The sequence below is a fragment of the Corynebacterium sp. H78 genome (assembly GCF_037572275.1).
GTDB lineage: Bacteria > Actinomycetota > Actinomycetes > Mycobacteriales > Mycobacteriaceae > Corynebacterium.
This window is the reverse complement of the sequence record NZ_JBBHKX010000005.1, coordinates 110218-127606: the sequence shown is the minus strand read 5'-3', so window position 1 is coordinate 127606 and position 17389 is coordinate 110218. Positions and strand designations below refer to the sequence as shown.

Here is a 17389-nt window from a genome sequence, read left to right as displayed (position 1 = left end):
ATTAGGCCTCTGGTTTCACGATTGGGAACAGCACGGTTTCTCGGATACCGAGACCTGTCAATGCCATCAATAGACGGTCAATGCCCATGCCGACACCAGTCGTTGGTGGCATACCCTGCTCCATTGCGCGCAAGAAGTCCTCGTCCAAAACCATGGCCTCGTCATCGCCACCAGCTGCCAGGCGAGCCTGGTCAACGAAACGCTCACGCTGAATGACAGGGTCAACCAGCTCGGAGTAGCCGGTAGCCAGCTCGAAGCCACGCACGTAGAGGTCCCACTTCTCGGTGACACCTGGCTTGGAGCGATGCTGACGGGTTAGTGGCGAGGTTTCGACTGGGAAGTCACGCACGAAGATTGGGCCATCTAGCTGGTCCTCGCACAGAACTTCCCAGATCTCCTCAACCAGCTTACCGTGGCCCCAGCCACCCTTTGCTGGCACATCCAGACCAATAACATCGGCAAGAGCCTTCAGCTCGTCCACCGTGGAATCGATTGTGACCTCAGGCTGACCGGGGAACTTACGCTGCAGAGCTTCGTTCAGAGACGGGTACATCTCGATCTGCTTCCACTCACCGCCGAAGTCGTACTCCGACCCGTCGGCAAGTGTGATCTTTGTGTCGCCGAATACAGCAACACAGATCTCCTGGATGACCTCGCGAACCGTACGCGCGGAGTCATCGTAGGTGCCATATGCCTGGTAGTACTCGAGCATGGCGAATTCTGGGCTATGCGACGAGTCGATGCCCTCGTTACGGAAGTTGCGGTTAATTTCGAAGACTCGCTCCATGCCACCGACAACGCAACGCTTCAGGTAGAGCTCAGGCGCGATACGCAGGTACAAATCCAAGTCGAGCGCGTTCGAATGCGTCACGAATGGGCGGGCTGCGGCACCACCATGAAGCGTCTGCAGCATTGGGGTCTCGACCTCAAGGAAGCCACGACGTTCGAGTGCATGGCGCAGCTCGCGAATCACCTTGATGCGGGTGACAGCATTGTTACGAGCTTCTTCGCGAAGAATCAGATCGGTGTAGCGGTGACGAACACGCATATCTTCGCTGAGATCAGCGAATGCAACCGGCAATGGGCGCAGTGCCTTGGCTGCCATAGTCCACTCGGTAGCCATGACCGACAGCTCACCTCGGCGGGAGCAAATGACGCGACCAGTGATGATGACAAAGTCGCCCAAGTCCACGTCGGACTTCCATGCAGCCAGGCGCTCTTCGCCGACCTCAGCCAGCGACAACATAGCCTGCAGCTGCGTGCCGTCACCTTCCTGCAGAGCAGCGAAGCACAGCTTGCCGGTGTTACGAACAAACATGACGCGGCCAACAATTGTGACGACATCCTGGGTTTCCTCGCCAGCTTCGAGGTGACCCCACTCTTCACGAACATCCTTCAAAGAATGCGTGCGAGGGACCTCTACTGGGTACGCCTGCGTACCTTCCGCCAACAGGCGCTCGCGCTTCTCTCGGCGGATGCGCAGCTGCTCTGGCAAGTCATCGGAATTCGAGTTCGTTGGATTCTTCGCGTCAGTCACGCACATTAGGTTAGCCGATAGCGCGGACTTGTCCTGAACTACTCTCCCGCTTGCCGCCACCCTCGCCGAATATCGTCCACGATTACGGGATGTTCCAGCGTCGATGGCTCCATTTCTCGGCGCGCAACATCACCACCAAACGCAGTCGCAGCCTCCGCTGTTTCAGCGTTGAAATACTTCAATTCCGGTGCGCCCTCAAATAGCTCCACCGTCGGTTGCTTTTCGACGGCTCCCACCCCAAAGCCCCAGTCCCCGAACGTGGGCACATGGACGTGATAAGGCGTTGTCTGCCATCCCGCTGATTCCATGGTGTTGATGGTCCGCCAATATGCATCTGGCGTGGAAAACGGCGATCCCGACTGCACCACGAGTCGCGCTTCTGGCGCTGCCACCCGACGAATCAGCCCGTAGAATTCCTCCGAATATAAACGTCCCAGAACTGCAGTATCTGGGTCTGGAAGATCCGCATAAATGGCATCGAACCCACCCTGCGGAATATCTGCGTCCGTGGCATCACGCAACCAGGCGAAAGCATCTGTCGTGATCACATCGACGCGGGGGTTATCCAAACTGCCGGCGTTGTCGTCGTGAAGTGCGGTTCGAGCAAGTTCAATGACGACGGGATCGAGTTCGATTTGCACGATCTTTTCAATATTCGGCATCCGCAACAGCTCACGCGCGGCCAGCCCATCACCGCCGCCCAGGATCAGTGCGGTACGAGTGTGTTCGGTGACCGCGGGATAGACGAGCGACTCGGTGTAGCGATATTCGTCGCGCGTGGAATACTGCAGGCCACCATCGAGGAAGAGGCGGCGATCTTTGCCAAGCTGCGTGACGACGATGTCCTGATACTCAGAATGCTCTGCATGGATAATGGGATGTGCATACAACGCTTGTCGGGCTGTGGTTTCGATTCCTCGTGCACCGATGAGAAGCGCGATCAGTGCGAGAGCAGAGGCCACAAGTCCGGTCAGAGCGATGATGAGCGCACGCTTGCTCAGTAACGTGCGCAACACTAGAAGTGCAATGATCGTCGCCGCTGTGATGTTGATGAGCCCCGCGGCTGCCGTTGCCTTCAGCATGCCGAAGTTGGGCAGCAGAATGAACGGCCATGCTAATCCGCCAACGAGTGCGCCCAGGTAGTCAGCGGCATTCAGGTTAGCGATGACTTTGCCTGAGTCCTCCGCCGTGGCTCTTTTGCCGTGTTGCAACAAGGTCAGCAACAAGGGCACTTCGGCACCGACGAGACCGCCAATCAACAAGGTTGCGACGACGAGCGCAGCCAACGAGTCTCCAGTGACAGCGAAAGCCAAGTACAAAGCTGTCGCGGAGAAACCACCAATGAGGCCGAGAGCAGTTTCGATTCCGAGAAACGACGTGGCAGCGCGGGCAACCAGTGGCTTTGCAGCAATAGCGCCAAGGCCGAGAGCTGCCACGTAACCGGCGACGATCAGCGAAGTTGCGACGACGTCGCCACGCCCAAGAGAAGCAGACAGCGCCAGAAGTGCCAGTTCATACACCAAACCGCAGGCTGCACACGCAGCAACTGAGGCCAGCAGAAGTGCTCGCCACCAGGTGCTATTGACGGTAAAGCGTGCGATCACGACAGTGCGACGGCGTTAATCAGACCAATAACCACAAACGTGACACCAGCGAGTACTGCGCGAGGCTTCACCTTGGCGTCCATGACCACGTCACGGAACCGTCCAGGAATGGACACCTCTAAACCGACCAGAGCGAGCGCCTGGAATACGACGCCGAGGAGGCCATACAACAGCGTCTCGACGATACCGAGACGTAGATTATCGTCCGAGGAAAGAATCACTGACACGATAATCGCGGCCAAAGCAATCTGTTGGGCAGCAGCAAGAATGGCTGCACCACCACGGTTCTCAATAAACACGAGGTCGCGTAGTTTGCCCGGAGTCAGAAGATCTAACACAACAAAGCCGATGAAAAGCACGACAACGCCAGCGACGAAATAGGCGATTGACGAGATAATTCCGTTGTAAATTACGTCCATTACGCTTAGCTCCAAAGTGTCTGTTCGTTGTTGGCTGACTGAGAATCTAGAGAATGAATCGTCTGCACGGTGCGTACACAGCACATTTCGGTCGGGCATCGGTGCGCGGTCACTTTGTACCTCCCGACGACCCTGCGCTGCCGCCTGAGCCACCCGATGGTGACGACGGCGAGAAGCCCGGTCCGAGATAAACGAAGCCACCGCTGGAGTAGCGACCGGATTTCTTCTCCAATTCAATTCGACATGGCGGACTTGTCACGACGTACATCGAGTCGCCCTTACGCAAGTACGCATTACCGCTGTCCTCCGCATAGGCATTCGGGTTCAGCTGATCCCGCAGCTTGCGACCAACTTCAATTGGATCTTGGTCACCGCATGTCCAGGTACGCTCTGCATACGTCGAGCTCGACGATGTCTGTTGGTACTGCTTATCAATCTGGTCCACCGACGACGTCCTGCCCAAAAATCCCACGATGATAATCAGAACGCCCACGAACATCAGGCCGAAGCCCCATCTATCACTGTTTCTCATCGCTTTTCCTCATCGCGGTCATGGTTCTGCACACAATTGCGCTGCCGGACGGGTGCAATCCACTCGGTTTCAGTCTCCACTACTTCCCCACCACCTGAACCATCCGGGTACAAGTGCCAGGTTCGCCAGCAGAATCCACTCTCCTCGGTCCAGCCGTGCACCGCTGTCAGCGCGTCAGCAGCACCCGGAAACTCAGCGATCAAACTTCCGTTGCTGCCCTCAAGTTCGCGCACCTGCTTTACGACGGCACCAAACCCATCGGAGCTTAACTGTCGCACCGAAATGTTGTTTCCAGGAACGCGTGCCTCGGCCAGGGGGACTCCATCGACGGCAGTGCACGATAGCTCTTCGACAAATTCCGGGCGGTCTCGTTCGCCGATGAAGGCGACGTGTGACGATCCCAAAATGCCCAAGGTCAAAGCCTGGCCAGCGCCCGTGGACGCTGATTCCACTGTTATCGATTCCAGCATTTCTGGCACCTCGCCATTCATGGCGAGGCTTAGCTGAGCAGCTGATACGTCGGCAAATGCGACGTCGAGAAGCACCGTTGCCTCTTTACGTTCAGACATCGACTTACTGCGGACCACCGGCAGGAGGGGTGCCGTTGTTCTTAGGTGCAGGGAAGATATTCAACTCACCCGGAAGGACGCGTTCACCGAGTGAAGCCTCCCACTGTCCGGAGCCGTTAGTCCACCGCTCCAAACCGAGTAGGCGACCATCGCGAGATTCGTAGTCGATGTACTCCATCGTTCCCTCGGGAGGCAGGCCAGTTGTTCCCGTAGCGGTGTACTTCGCACGACCACGATCGTCCTCGTAGTACTCCACGCCATCAATAACGATCGGATTCACTGGATCAAATGCACCTGGCAGTCGACACCACCACGTCAATTCCACCGCACCTTCATCCTCTTCAACTCCGAACCAGGCGCCGTCACGGCCACCGTCGAGAAGGTGCTCCCACCAACGGAAAGGGCCTTCGGTGTAAGCAAGCGTGCCGCGAACCACGTGATCGGTACCCGCGCGACCAATAATTGCACCTGCACCTAGCGACGTAGGACCGTAGATGCGGTACTCATCTGTCATCAGTGGATCAACGAAATGATGCGCGTTACCTGCAGCGTCACGCTCCTTCTTCTCCTGCAACCGCGGAAGAACGACAAGCATAATGCCGGCGATAACGACCAAGACACCAATTACGACAACGAAAGCCATACGGAAAACTCTTCCATGAAAAATGAAAATTAACTAGTTGAAAAAGAAAACTCGTTGGCCACCTTTTGCAGGGGCCAACGAGTTCACATCACGTGCGTGACACTATGTGCCAGCGTGTCGTATCAGGAGTGAGCTAAACGCCGATCTTCTCGCCACCGCTGCGGACAACCTGCACCACAGATGGGCGAGGCTGAGCGTCGCCGCCATCTGGCCAGTTCGAGGAAGGATCCTTCGTGGTCGCTTCGTCCGACTCACCTGGGTGCTGGACATTGACCATCACGCGCTTGCCTTCGACGATTGGACCACAGGTTTCAGCGCCAGCTGGAACGGTGAGGAAGCACTTCACTTCACCGCGACGCTCGCCCTCAACAGCAACTGCGTACAGGCCGTCATTGGAATCCAGCGCATTGCCGTCCGTGGAGATCCACAGGTTGCCGTACTCGTCGAACGCCAGGTTGTCTGGGCACGAGATTGGCGAGACGCTCTCCTTGTCGAAGCCGCCAAAGTAGGAGTACGCCTCCTTCGGATCGCCACACACGAGCAGCAGGTTCCACTTGCCCTTGGTACCAGCGTGGTCGTCTTCCATTTCCAGAACAAGACCGTTCTTGTTCTCGGTCACTGGCGCAACCTCGGTTGGGCCCTCGTATGGGCGACCTGCTCCGTCAGTTTCCTTGTCAACCTTGTTGTCCTGGACCTTGCCGTCGCCGGCGCCAGCCTTGCCACGGTACTTGTTGTTGGTCAGCGCAGCGTAGACCTTGCCGGTCTTTGGCGATGCCTCGACATCCTCTGGGCGGTCCATGCGGGTTGCTTCGACCTTGTCCGCTGCCAGGCGGGTGTAGACACACACCTCAGCTGCGTCCATGCCGTCCACGTGCGACTCATGCTTACCGTCAGCCTTTGCGGTCATCAGAGGAATCCACTCGATGGTGCCGTCGAATGCACCGTCTTCTGGCAGTTCACCGGAACCGTCGATCTTGTCCTTCGGGGAGTTACCCTCGAACTTCGCGACGTACAGGGTGCCCTCAGAGAGAATGCCCATGTTGTGCTTCTTGTCGCCCTCCTTCATCTTGCGGGAGGAGACGAACTTGTAGATGTACTCGAAGCGCTCGTCATCGCCGGAGTAGCACACGACCGTGCCATCGTCGGTGATGTAGATCTGGCCCGCTTCGTGCTTGTAGCGACCAACTGCGGAGTGCTTCACAGGAACAGATGCTGGATCATCTGGGTCGATCTCGACGAGCCAGTAGAAGCGGTTTGGCTCGTTGACTTCCTTCGATACGTCGAAACGATCGTGGAACTTCTCCCAGCCACGGTCCGAGGTTTCATTCTTCAGCGAGTAGCGAGCAAGCTTCTTCTTCGCTTCCTCGTCCTTGAGCTTGTCGACGCCGCCGAAGTACTGGTCAACGTTTTCTTCACCGGACAAGAACGTGCCCCATGGGGTGACGCCACCGGAGCAGTTGTTGAAGGTGCCCTCGATCTTGGTGCCTTCTGGGTCAGCCGTGGTCTTCAGCAGGTCGTGGCCAGCAGCCGGGCCGTCGATGGTGAACTCGGTGAAACCGGTGATGCGACGGTTGTGCTTGTCCGACAGGATTGGCTTCAGGAAGCCCTTGTCGTCTTCCTCAACAGCTAGCACCGTGTGGCCGTGAGCAGCGATACCAATGTTGACCTGCTCTTCGGTGGTCTTTTCGACGTCCCAGTCGTGGAACATCATTGGCTCGGTGGTGTACTCATGCGAGCAGCCGTACAGGAGCGTGCCGTCCTCGCCTTCCATGACACCAGCGAAGTCGTTGTTGAAACCGAACTGGACCTTCTGGTCCTCTGCGGTCTGCTTGTCGAAGTTGAACTCCGGGCCACCCTCGTGGATTGGGTCGCCCCAACGGATCATGATGTTCTGCTCGTAGCCATCTGGAATGACCACTGCATCATCGGTGTTTGGCTCGACCGGGGTGAAACGCATGCCCTCCAGTGCCTCACCCTCGACCTTCTTCGCCTCGGTCTCGCCACCTGCAGCCTTCGTGGAAGATTCAGTTGCACCCGCGGTGTCGTCCTTCGAGCAAGCAGCCAGAAGCGAAGCGCCACCGAAAGCAACGGTTGCAGCACCAGTTACCTTCAGTGCAGAACGACGGCTGAATGTGCGGTTGTCCAGCGCCTGCTTGGCAACGTCGCCAAAGTAGGCGTGGTTCGAATGCTCATTCGGAGCATCGTCATTACATGCGTTACCGCATTTGTAGGTACAGGTCAGGGAGCTACGGGACGTTGCAAAAGGGTTCTTCAGCAAATTCTTGCCGTTAAGTGCCACGGGGTCACCTCTATGAGAGTAAGGATGTACCCGCGTTACTCATCAAAAGTCAGGAGAGCGCGGGCACGGGGGCTGTTTTATTCCTTAAAAACTTTAAAGAACATAAGTAACCCCGACCTTGCGGTCTCATGGCCGATGAGTGACCCCTGACTGATGACTCAGTAACCCCTCACTTAACAGCAGGTTAATATCGCTGAGTTGATGCGCTATTTCCGCCAATTAGCTTAACGACGAACTCGTCGTTAAGCGTTGTCTGTGGTGCGCGGATCCCACAGCCCGGAGCCTTCAGGAACCTCGGCTGGGTCTTCGCCTTCTTCAAGAATCTTGTTGTTCTCGTCGACGAAGATCACGTGTGGCTTGCGGGTACGAGCCTCTTCCTCATCCATCATGCCGTAGCCAATGATGATGACCAGGTCACCTGGGGAAATCAACCGTGCTGCAGCACCGTTGATAGAAATAATTCCGGAGCCACGCTCCCCTGTGATGCAGTAAGTGGTGAGGCGATTGCCGTTGTTGATATCGACGATATCGACGGCTTCGCCCTCCAACAGATCTGCAGCTTCCATCAAATCTGCATCAATGGTGCAGGAACCGACATAGTGCAGGTCAGCCTGCGTCACCGTTGCCCGGTGGATCTTGGACTTCAACATAGTGCGAAACACTGGCGAACCTCCCTGGTTAGTCGTTGTTGGTGGTGCCGAAGCCGGCATCACCGAGTTGTGTACGTGCAGCTTCATCAGCTTCACGCTTCGCGCGGACTTCGCGAACACGTTCTTGCAGAGCACGTAGCTCAGCCATTTCAGCGTCCGTCAGTGGCGCATCGTTCACGCCTGCTGCATGCAGTGCAGCTTGAGCAATTTCACGTTCTTCACGATCGCGCATGGATTCTTCATCGTCAATGCCGAGGATCACACCGACGTTGTCAATCAAGCGAGTAGTGCCCACACGAGCTGCCACCAGCAGACGAGCCTCCATTGGCTCATCCTTGCCTGCAGTGTCCATGTTGAGCTTGCCGAGAGAGCCGTCGCGAAGTTCCAGGTAGTCGACATCAACTTCTGGACGTTCCGCCAACACCAGCTTCGCCGTCTCAAGTACAGCGCGTGGGCCACGTGAGCCCATATGTGCGCCGGCGATGAGCGCAGCGGACAACGTCACTGCCAATTCGCGTTCATCGTTGCTGAGGTAGCGATTACGAGAGCTCATTGCCAGACCGTCCGCTTCACGAATAACCGGTACACCATGCAGCTGCACCGGCATGTTCAAGTCCGTGACCATCTGCTGCATGAGCGCGAGCTGCTGGTAATCCTTTTCGCCGAACACAGCATCCGTGCAATTGGTGATGTTGAACAGCTTGTTCACCACGGTCAGCGCACCTGCGAAATGACCTGGGCGAGTCGCACCTTCCAGCTCGTTGGCAAGTGGTCCCGGAACAACCGTGGTGCGGAAACCATTCGGGTACATTTCCGATGCGTTCGGAGCAAAAACAAGCTCAGCTCCGACGGTCTTCAGCTTCTCGACGTCCGCGTCAAGGGTACGAGGGTACGCATCGAAATCTTCGCCCTCGCCAAACTGCAGCGGGTTGACGAAGATCGACACGACTACCACTGCACGTGGCAGCGACTTGGCGGCACGCACCAATTCCAGGTGCCCTTCATGCAATGCACCCATGGTTGGGACAAGCACAACCGGGCGCCCAGTCTTACGCAGCGCACGGGTTACCTGCGCAATGTCTGAAATCTTAGTGTGGACAGTCGTTTCGCCGGCAGTGTAACCGCTCACGATTCCTCCGAGAGGTTTTCCAAAAGAATGGGTCACATAGACCCTAGTCGGACAGGCGTTTCAGAACCTCAGTCGCCCCACGCAACTCGGCAATCCTACGAGCCATCGTGCGATACGGCGCAACTGCCCCAGGCAGTTCGGCACTGATTACTCCCAGATGCTTATCGACGGTCCCTACGTCGTCACGCACCACCGGACCCGTTAGGCCTCGAGATCCCCAGCGGAGCGTGTTCTGCAAGGATGCATTCAGCAAAGTCTCTAGCAAAGCTGCGGCTTGTTGTCTGTGAGTGTCGCTAGTGTAGTCGCCAGCACCGCCAGTCTCCAAAGCGGTCGCCAGGAGCTCTACCGCATCAGTCACAATTGCGCCCAGGTGATTCGACCCGTGCGCCATGGCTGCGTGATACAACGTCCGGTTCTTTTCCGGCACGACGACGACCCGGCCATGGATTTCCCCGATAAGAAGCTCAGCAACAGTCTTCGACAGCTCGTCGCCGACGGTCACTCCCCATGGGCAACCATTCAGGCGGTGGGCGTCGTCGGAAAGCCCCGCAAATGTCATTGCCGGATGAGCCGCAATGGTGAGTGCTCCTGTCAGCGCGATGGGATCCAGGACTGCCCTACCCAACGAACCCGCCGTGTGCAGAACGATTCGACCGGGTCCAACAACTGGTGCGATGTCAGCAACCACCTCAGGGATCGCAGGATCTGGTACCGCGATAATGATGAGTTCAGATGCTCTCGCGACTTCACGGGCTGACATTGCCCGAGCATTCGGTAGTCGAGCTGCGAGGCGTGCCTGCGAACCAGCCGATCGGGCAACAGCCGCCACCACGGTATGGCCAGCAAGTTCAAATGCCTCACCGAGAGCAGTACCAACGGCACCCGCAGAGATAACTCCGACGGTCAAACGCGGGGAACGCTGGGTAGCGGTGGGGGCTGGCGCGGACTCCGCAGGCGTGGACGGAGTTGATTCTTGTGGAGACGTGGTCACAATGTTTCATCTTCATGGAAGAGTCGCGCTCGGACAAGTAGCTATCTACAGACATGAAGAAAGTCCCCGGCACGTTACCGGGGACTTCATCAACGCATTCGCTTAGCGAAAGTAGGTAGTTTTAGCTGCTCTACTTTTCGTTTCCTTCACGCATTTGGGCGAGCAACTCTGCAACAGTCAGGCCACCCTGACGGTCTTCCGCACGACGACGGCCGTGACGCGAACGGGAAGCAACCTCCGGCGCGTCCTCATCGGTGGTGTCTGCATCGGCTGCGTCCGATGCATCGTCAGCGACGTCAGCACCTGCAGCATCTTCCGAGGTTGCATCGTCTTCTGCGATGTCGTCGGTTTCATCTGCAGCGGCCTCGGTGCTGTCTGCCTCTGACTTCTCTGCCTCGGAGCTATCAAAAGCATCGTCGCTCATGGAAGCCTCGTCTGCAGCAGCATCATCCGCTGGCTTTGCCCAGTGCGAGTGCACATTCTGAGCAGGAACAGCCTCGTCTGGAACAACACCAAGGACCCGAGTTGCATCCTCTGCGTCACCAGCAGCACCGTTATCAACAACAGGTACCTCAACTGGCTCCTGTGCGGGCTCATCATCGTAGCCAGCGTCAATACCTGTATCGACAGCCTCAGCATCGTAATCGGTGTCGTCGGCACCATCGATACCATCGGCCGACAGCGGACCACCATGGTTGGTGTGCGTGCCCACAACGCCGCTTGCCGTCATCTCAGCACGATGAGTCAATGCGCGTGGTGCTGGGCGATCGTGCGCCAACGGATCCTTGAGCGGCGATGCCGACTGCGGACCATCCAACTCGCGGAGTCGCTCCGCGCGGGCACGGAGGGCCACTCGTTCGTCGTCAAAGCCGTCGCCCAAAAGCTCAGACAGCTGCTCGCGCAGTGCCACAATCTCGGCGCGCAGCTCCGAAATGGTGTTGTCGTTCTGAGTCTCCAGCGAATCGAGGTAATTCTGCTCCAGGATCAGTTCCTGCTCGCGGTGGGTAGCCAGTTCACGGTCGAGCTCCAGCTGGTGACGCTCTTCGATGTCCTTCATACGGGTGCGCTGTTCCTGCACCTGACGACGGTAACGAGTAACCAACACTGCGCCAATGACTGCAGCCCAGAGCGCTGCCAAGACGCCAATTTTCATCCACGCCGTCGAGGATGAGAACAACATAATCACGCTTGCCAGTACTGCGAGACCGATAAACACCAGCATCAAGATCATGGCGATCTTGTCTGGGGTGTCTTCGTCGTTGTCAGCAGAAGAAGTGTCACCGTTGGTGCCTTCGCCCACGGCGACCTCGCCTGCTGATGCGTGGTCTGGCATTGCGCCATTAGCTGCGTCAGCCTGTGCACCTGGCATATCTGCAGAGCCTGGCTGGCTCGTTATGCCGAGATCTTCTGGCTGCGCCGCCCATTCGTCGCGCGCAGGAGTATCGCCCGTCGGCGCTCCATACGCGTTCTGATTCTCATCCGGATGCGTCATGTCCCCCACCCTACCGATGGTGGCAGTGTTTCCCCTCCTGGCGGGGCGGTGTTTTCGTCATCTGGTGGAAGTTGACACTCCTTTTCCAACCAAATACCCGCGGCAGCAAGCAAAATCCCCGAAATTGCGCCCACCACGCACACAGGTGCGTCCTCAGATGCTGCTACGAGTTCACCCATTCGTGGCAGCGCCCACAGAGCAGCCCCCGCATACAATCCGGTCAAGACTGCACCAAGCCATGCCGATGCTGTGCCTACCACAAGCCAGCGAGCCAACACGATCGGTTGGACTTGGCTTCGGTCTTGTCCCACTTTGGACTCGTCCTTCAAAACGCCACGCACCCAGATCGCGGCGCTGGCGCACACGCCCGTGAGCAACCATGGGAACAACAGATCCCACCACGATCGCGGGCCAAGAGAGCCGAAGAATCTGTACATCACGAGGTACGCAGCCACCACGCATACCGCCGCGACTACACCTAGTGAAGTCAGCGATGTTGGTTTCATTGTTCATCACCGCCCGCATTTAACTTTCGCACCGCAGCAACCTCAGCTGGGTCTAGCTTTGCGACGAGATCCCGGACCGCAACACCGCGCAAAGTTGCCTTTTCGTCAGCGTCCAACCACGGCACGAGCACAAATGCGCGTTCATGGGCCCACGGGTGTGGGAGGGTCAGCGTCGGATCGTCGGAAAGTAATTCTTCACCGGAATCATCGACTACTTGGACGATGTCTACATCAAGAGTGCGTGGTCCCCAGCGCACCTCACGCACTCGACCAGCTTCATTTTCGAGAGCTTGACCGGCGCGGAGAAGCTCCATTGGGCTGCGATCAGTGCGAAGGATGATGGCGGCATTGAGGAAGTCACCTTGTTCAACGCCACCCCACGGTGGTGTGGCATAGACAGCCGAGGTGGCGACGATGTCATCCGAGAATGCGTCGACTACTGAGGCGAGCGCGGCTTGCGCATCGCCGAGGTTCGCTCCAATGGATAAAACAGCGCGAATCATGCGCGCCCCCGTCGTGATCGTCGAGCTGTTACGGCAGCGTCTGAGAAGGTCAACGGGATCGGTGCGTTTGGCTTATGAATGGTCACTTCAACCGCATGAATCAGCGGCGTTCGCTTCTGCTCCGATGCAGCGGCATCATCAGCAGCAAGCAAGGCTTCAGCGATCTCGGATGCCACGGTCTCGATTAGATCGCGTGGCTCACCAGTAATGATATCGTGCGCTGTCTGCGCTACAGCTCCGTAGTCGACGGTATGCGCGAGATCATCGGTTTCGGCAGCGAGTGTGAAGTCAGTCCAGATGGTGACATCGCAGATGAATTGCTGGCCGTCGCGCTTCTCATGGTCGAAAACGCCGTGGTAGCCAGTAGCTGCCAAGCCTTCCAATCGAATCCGATCAGCCATGCGTTGGCTCCTCGCCATCCGGTGCTGCTTGGTTGCCATCTTCCGGCTGTGCCTGCTGCATCGCTTGGTTGCCGCCACCTGTTGGATAATCGCCGTCGGCGGTAGCGCCTGACAACGCACGACCAGCGGTCCACGCTGCTGCCACATCGACCGCTGCCCGGCTCGGCGCTACATCGTGCACACGTACCGCCCACGCCCCCGCTGCTGCTGACAGTGCGGAAATGGCCGCCGTCGCATTGTCTGCCTCCTGTGGGGCAACTGCCTCCCCACCTCTGACCGTTGCCACAAAACGCTTCCGACTCGCCCCAACCAAAACTGGATACCCCAGTTCCACGAACTCAGGCAAGGCTTTTAACAATGCCCAATTGTCATCTGCATTCTTGGCGAAACCCAAACCCACATCGAGGATGATGTTTCGTTCGTCGATACCTGCGTCAACTGCGTCGTCGACAAGCGAGAGCAAGTGGTCGCGGACATCCACGACGATATCGTCGCTGACTTCAGCTCGACCTGATGCAGAACCAAAGCGGTCAGTCTTCCAATGCATGAGCGAAACAGGGATATCACCGGCTGCACACACTCGAAGCATGTCTGGGTCAGCTAGCCCACCCGAAACATCATTGATAAGCGCTGCACCCGCCTCAATCGATGCCTCTGCCACTGACGCGCGCATGGTGTCGACGCTGACGAGAATTCCAGCTGCCGCCAATTCCTTGACGACGGGCACCACCCGAGCAAGCTCCTGCTCCGCAGGTACGCGGATTGCTCCCGGGCGGGTGGATTCGCCACCGATATCGATAATGTCGGCGCCAGCAGCAATGAGATCGTGAGCATGCGCCACCGCGGCATCAGGGTTAACCCAACGACCACCGTCGGAGAAACTATCTTCGGTGACGTTGACGATGCCCATGACTTTGCATCGATGATTGCTCGCTGGCTCAGCCATACTCTCGACCTGTCTACTTTCCGGTAATTAGTGACATTGCTTCAGCGCGGGATCGCGCGTCGCTCTTGAAGCCACCGCGCACAGCCGAGGTGACGGTCGTGGCACCTGGTTTACGGATTCCGCGCATCGCCATGCACAGGTGCTCACATTCGATCACCACAATCGCGGACTGTGGTTGTAGCTTATCGACGAGCGCATCAGCCACCTGCGACGTCAAACGCTCCTGTACCTGTGGACGCTTCGCATACAGGTCAACTAGGCGTGCCAACTTGGAGAGTCCAGTGACTCGCCCTTCATCGCCGGGAATGTACCCGATATGTGCCTTGCCGAAGAACGGCACGAGGTGATGCTCGCAGGTCGAGTAGATCGGAATGTCCTTGACCAGAACTAGTTCCTGGTGATCTTCAGCGAACGTCTTCGCGAGCACGTCTGTGGGATCAGTAAACAGGCCCGCGAAGATCTCTTGGTAAGCGCGGGCAACTCGAGCTGGAGTTTCAACCAAGCCTTCGCGGTCTGGGTCTTCACCGACAGCAATGAGCAACTCGCGCACTGCGGCTTCAGCGCGAGCTTGATCAAAATTGCTGTCCATTTAGTTCTCCTGCTCAGGATTTTCAGTTGGATTAGCCGATGGCTTCTCCGCTTGCTTGTTCTCAGGCTGTTCGTGATCTGGCAAACGGAAGCCTCGAGGCTGGAATGTCGTTGGCTGCTCGTCGTGAGACTGCCCACGTTGAGGAGCCTGTTGCGCAGGCGGGGTACCCCACGACTGTGCCGGGTAGTTTGCAGTACCTGGATGGCTAGAACCTTCTGGACGAGCGTGACGTCCACGGAAGCGTCGCTTTGGCGTTTCCTTCGGTTCTGGCTGACTGGTGTCGCCTGGCTGCGGCGCATAAGGGTGTTGCTGCTGAGGCTGCGGTTGTGGATCCCGCTGAGGCAGTGGAGCCCCTTGTGGCTGTGGCTGCTTCTGTCCACCTTGCGCTGGTGGCCAACCTGGAACAGTCCAACCCTGAGGGGGTGGAGTTCCACCGTAGACAGGCCCCTGACTGGTCTGTGACCCGCCAATTACGTTCTGCCCTGCTGAGTTACCTACAGGAACTGCATTGCCTGGTGTTTGCGTGCCTTCACCATTGGAATTGCAATTACTCGCGTCGCCGTTGTCTGCGCCTTCCTCCTGCTTTGGACGAACTGGCGCGAAAATGTTGACACGCCGCGGTGGCTCTTCGCCACGCTCGATAGCAAGCTCCACCGGAGTCTTCACAGGCTCGCGACCATCAGCAGGATGCGCTGGATCCTGGTCAAAGAAATTCAGGCGCGGACGAGTCTGCACATCAGTGAAAAGTGCCTCCAAGTCTGGGCGACGGAGAGTTTCCTTTTCCAGCAGTTTCTCAGCCAGCTTGTCTAAGACATCACGATTCTCGCGCAGAATTTCGTACGCCTCGTCGTGAGCCTTGCTAATCAAGCTACGAACCTGCTCATCGATAATCGACGCGACCTTCGGTGAGTAGTCGAGCATTCCCCCAGTGCTGCCACGTCCGGCAAAAGGATCGCCTTGCTCTTCGCCGTACTTCACTGGCCCCAGCTCTGGAGACATGCCGTACTCGGTCACCATTGCACGGGCGATCTTTGTTGCTTGTTCGATGTCGGCCGAAGCGCCGGTCGTCGGCAAGCCGAAAACCAATTCTTCAGCAGCACGGCCGCCCATAGCGAAGACCAAGCGAGCGAATAGCTCTGGCAAGTTGTACATGCCCTTGTCGTCTTCTGGGACAGTCATTGCGTGACCACCGGTGCGACCACGCGCCAAGATGGTGACCTTGTACACGCGCTCGATATCCTTCAATGCCCACGCCGCGAGTGTGTGTCCACCCTCGTGGTAGGCAGTGACCTTCTTCTCCTGTTCAGAGATGACCTTGGAGGTACGACGAGGACCGCCGATTACGCGGTCAACGGCTTCTTCAAGTGCGTCCGCGGTGATGATGTCGCCATTCACGCGGGCAGTCAGCAGCGCAGCTTCGTTCAAGACGTTTGCCAAATCAGCGCCGGACATACCTGCCGTGCGCTTCGCCAGCGACGACAAGTCAGCGTCTGGACCAAGTGGCTTATTTTTCGCGTGCACCTTCAAGATGGCCTCGCGACCCTTCATATCTGGTGCGCCTACTGGAATCTGGCGGTCAAAACGACCTGGACGCAACAGCGCCGGATCCAGAATGTCGGGACGGTTTGTCGCGGCCATGATGATGACGCCCTGTCGATCACCGAAGCCATCCATCTCGACGAGCAGCTGATTCAGCGTCTGTTCACGTTCATCATGACCGCCGCCCATGCCGGCACCACGCTGGCGACCAACCGCATCGATTTCATCAATAAAGATGATGCAGGGGCTGTTTTCCTTAGCCTGATTGAACAGGTCACGAACACGCGACGCACCAACACCAACAAACATTTCGACGAAGTCCGAGCCGGAAATGGTGTAGAACGGCACGCCTGCCTCACCCGCGACAGCACGCGCAAGAAGCGTCTTACCGGTACCAGGAGGGCCGTACAAAAGTACGCCACGCGGAATCTTCGCGCCCAACTGTTCATAGCGGGCTGGGTGCTGCAGGAAATCACGAATCTCGTCGAGCTCCTGAACAGCTTCATCTGCACCCGCGACATCGTCGAAAGTGTTCGTCGGAGCTTCCTTGTTCAGCAGCTTCGCCTTGGAACCACCAAAGCCGAACATGCCACCCTTGCCACCTTGCATGCGGCTAAACAGCCACATGATGAGGAAGAAGAAAATGACCATCGGTAACAAGAACCCAAGAGTCGACATCAGGAAAGATTCCTGCGTGACCTTCGTGGTGTACTTGTCCACACCCTTCGCAGCAGTGACTTGGTCAAAAACTTGATCAGCTGCACGAGCCGGGTACTGGGCCATCACCTTGGTGACGTCCTTCTTCCCCTCGTACTCAATGCCCTTCTTCAGTTCGAGACGCAGGCGCTGTTCACGGTCATCGATCTGCGCTTCCTTGACGTTTTCCTTGTCAAGCTGCGTCAGAGCTACCGATGTTTCGACTTCGCGGTACGTCCGCGAGTCGTCGGTAAGCGTGGTTACCGCGAAGAGAATGAGAAGGATGACACCGGTAATACCGGCGATCCGGAACACCTTATTCTTGTCCATTGGTGGGTTAATCG

At 57.5% G+C, this 17389-nt stretch carries 16 protein-coding genes and 1 pseudogene; all 17 read right to left on the bottom strand.

All coding sequences use genetic code 11. The features are described 5' to 3' along the window. Nucleotide 1: 1 nt before the first annotated feature. Nucleotides 2-1543 (bottom strand): lysine--tRNA ligase, encoded by a 1542-nt coding sequence (lysS, locus tag WG934_RS09020; protein WP_445228232.1) that lies wholly within the window; start codon nt 1541-1543, stop codon nt 2-4. 32 nt (nt 1544-1575) lie between these two features. Next, entirely contained in the window at nt 1576-3141 is a 1566-nt protein-coding gene (locus WG934_RS09015) for a polyamine aminopropyltransferase (RefSeq protein ID WP_339989832.1), read from the bottom strand. Beyond that, on the bottom strand, nt 3138-3560 hold the full coding sequence (locus tag WG934_RS09010; protein ID WP_339979912.1) for a DUF350 domain-containing protein: 423 nt from the start codon (nt 3558-3560) through the stop codon (nt 3138-3140). Before WG934_RS09010 ends, WG934_RS09015 begins: the two co-directional genes overlap by 4 nt. 109 nt (nt 3561-3669) lie before the next feature. Then, nucleotides 3670-4092: a DUF4247 domain-containing protein gene (locus WG934_RS09005; RefSeq protein WP_339989831.1), complete on the bottom strand. Its 423-nt coding sequence runs from the start codon at nt 4090-4092 to the stop codon at nt 3670-3672. Beyond that, nucleotides 4089-4661 carry a DUF2617 family protein gene (locus WG934_RS09000; RefSeq protein ID WP_339989830.1) on the bottom strand — a complete coding sequence of 191 codons (573 nt, stop codon included), beginning with the start codon at nt 4659-4661 and terminating at the stop codon, nt 4089-4091. The genes WG934_RS09005 and WG934_RS09000 overlap by 4 nt, the downstream gene beginning before the upstream one ends. 4 nt (nt 4662-4665) lie before the next feature. Next, nucleotides 4666-5304 carry a DUF4178 domain-containing protein gene (locus WG934_RS08995; protein ID WP_339979907.1) on the bottom strand — a complete coding sequence of 213 codons (639 nt, stop codon included), beginning with the start codon at nt 5302-5304 and terminating at the stop codon, nt 4666-4668. 133 nt (nt 5305-5437) lie between these two features. Further along, entirely contained in the window at nt 5438-7603 is a 2166-nt protein-coding gene (locus WG934_RS08990; protein ID WP_339989829.1) for a PhoX family protein, read from the bottom strand. Nucleotides 7604-7845: 242 nt separating this feature from the next. Further along, nucleotides 7846-8265, bottom strand: coding sequence for an aspartate 1-decarboxylase (panD, locus tag WG934_RS08985; protein WP_339979905.1), 420 nt, complete (start codon nt 8263-8265; stop codon nt 7846-7848). 235 nt (nt 8266-8500) lie between these two features. Further along, nucleotides 8501-9385: pseudogene (gene panC, locus WG934_RS08980) on the bottom strand (pantoate--beta-alanine ligase); the annotation flags it as partial. A gap of 40 nt (nt 9386-9425) precedes the next feature. Continuing rightward, the gene (locus tag WG934_RS08975) at nt 9426-10373 is read right to left on the bottom strand and encodes a Rossmann-like and DUF2520 domain-containing protein (protein ID WP_339989828.1); all 948 of its coding nucleotides are present in this window, start codon (nt 10371-10373) and stop codon (nt 9426-9428) included. A gap of 130 nt (nt 10374-10503) precedes the next feature. After that, entirely contained in the window at nt 10504-11865 is a 1362-nt protein-coding gene (locus WG934_RS08970; protein WP_339989827.1) for a DUF6779 domain-containing protein, read from the bottom strand. Continuing rightward, nucleotides 11862-12371, bottom strand: coding sequence for a DUF3180 domain-containing protein (locus WG934_RS08965; RefSeq protein WP_339979901.1), 510 nt, complete (start codon nt 12369-12371; stop codon nt 11862-11864). Before WG934_RS08965 ends, WG934_RS08970 begins: the two co-directional genes overlap by 4 nt. Then, complete coding sequence (folK, locus tag WG934_RS08960) at nt 12368-12871, bottom strand: 2-amino-4-hydroxy-6-hydroxymethyldihydropteridine diphosphokinase (RefSeq protein WP_339980048.1); 504 nt, start codon at nt 12869-12871, stop codon at nt 12368-12370. The genes WG934_RS08965 and folK overlap by 4 nt, the downstream gene beginning before the upstream one ends. Continuing rightward, entirely contained in the window at nt 12871-13275 is a 405-nt protein-coding gene (gene folB, locus WG934_RS08955) for a dihydroneopterin aldolase (protein ID WP_339979899.1), read from the bottom strand. Before folB ends, folK begins: the two co-directional genes overlap by 1 nt. After that, on the bottom strand, nt 13268-14221 hold the full coding sequence (gene folP / locus WG934_RS08950; RefSeq protein ID WP_339979898.1) for a dihydropteroate synthase: 954 nt from the start codon (nt 14219-14221) through the stop codon (nt 13268-13270). Before folP ends, folB begins: the two co-directional genes overlap by 8 nt. A 13-nt stretch (nt 14222-14234) precedes the next feature. After that, nucleotides 14235-14810, bottom strand: a complete 576-nt coding sequence (gene folE / locus WG934_RS08945; RefSeq protein WP_339979896.1) for a GTP cyclohydrolase I FolE — start codon at nt 14808-14810, stop codon at nt 14235-14237. Continuing rightward, a complete protein-coding gene (ftsH, locus tag WG934_RS08940) occupies nt 14811-17375 on the bottom strand; it encodes an ATP-dependent zinc metalloprotease FtsH (RefSeq protein ID WP_339989826.1) in 2565 nt (854 codons plus the stop codon). Nucleotides 17376-17389 lie beyond the last annotated feature (14 nt).